Source organism: Streptomyces alkaliphilus (assembly GCF_014141535.1).
In the GTDB taxonomy this organism is placed as follows: Bacteria; Actinomycetota; Actinomycetes; order Streptomycetales; family Streptomycetaceae; genus Streptomyces; species Streptomyces alkaliphilus.
Map to the genome: position 1 here is coordinate 1 of NZ_VKHT01001300.1, position 1,148 is coordinate 1,148.

A 1,148-nucleotide genomic window follows, 5' to 3' on the forward strand; every position below is an offset into this window, starting at 1 on the left:
GGGTGTAGTAGGGCGCGGCGGCCGAGCCGGCCGGCGCGATCATCGACTCCACCCGGCGCACCGGCTCCGGCAGGTCGAAGTGGGTGCCGTGCAGGTCGGCGATGGCGCGGTCCATGAACTCCTGGAGCCAGACGCGCATCTCCTCCACGCCCTCGATCGCGCGGCCGTGCCGGTTGAGGTGCGCCATCGCCGAGGCCGGGTCGGCGCCGGGCAGGACCGCGTCGGCGGCCTCGATCATCTCGGCGCGCAGCCGCCGGTACTCCTCCCAGCCGTAGGCGTAGGCGTCGTCGAGGTCGAGGTCGGCGCCGGTCCAGCGGCGGGTCCCGCGCAGGTAGGACTCCTCGCCCACGCCGTCGGGAACGTCGGCGACGGCCGGCAGGTACTCGGCGCGCAGGTGGTCGCGGAGTTCGGCGGCGGCGGAGGCGGCGGTGTCGGCGGCCTCCGCGAGGTCGGCCCGCAGGGCCGCGGAGGGGCCGCCGGGCAGCGCGTCCGCCTCGGCGACGAGGGAGTGGTACCAGCGGTTGTCCAACGCCTCGGTGAGTTGGCCGGCGACGGCCTCCGCCTGGCGGGGCGCGGCGCCCCGACCGCGGTCCAGACCCGCGGTCAGGGACTGCCGGTAGCCGGCCAGGGAGGCGGGCATGCGGCGCATCCGCCGGGCGAGCACGGCCCACTCCTCGGCATTGCCGCGCGGGGTGAGGTCGAGCATCATCCGCACCCGCTGCACCGGCGTCATCAGGATGGCGAGGGCGACCAGTTCGTCGCCGGCCTCGTGGCGGTCCAGGTCCGATCCCAGACGTTCGCGCAGCAGCCGGGCGGCGCGGCGCTCGACGTCCGGCAGCTCGGCGACGGCCGACCCGGGCACCGAGCCGTCGAGTTCGGCGAGGGTGTGGCGGGCGGCGTCGGCCCGGGCCTCACAGCCCTCCGGGGAGAAGTCCGGCAGCAGGTCGCTGCCGGGGCGGATGCCCATCATCAGGGCGGCGGCGGGGTCGAGGTCGGCGTGGGTCTCGACGTAGCGCTCGGCGATCAGGCGGGGTGTGGTGCCCGTGTCGCCCGTGGTGCGGGGGGCGCCGGGAAGGCCGGACGGGGTGCTCGTGGCGGGCGTTCCGGTGGTGGTCTGGTCCATGGGCCCATCCTGGTGGACCCCGGGC

1 protein-coding gene is annotated in these 1,148 nt (G+C 76.5%); it reads right to left on the reverse strand.

The annotated features are described in order from the left end of the window. Nucleotides 1–1,123: DUF885 family protein (locus tag FNQ90_RS24100; RefSeq protein ID WP_182608277.1), on the reverse strand; the 1,123-nt coding region annotated here is incomplete at its 3' end. Nucleotides 1,124–1,148: the final 25 nt, after the last annotated feature.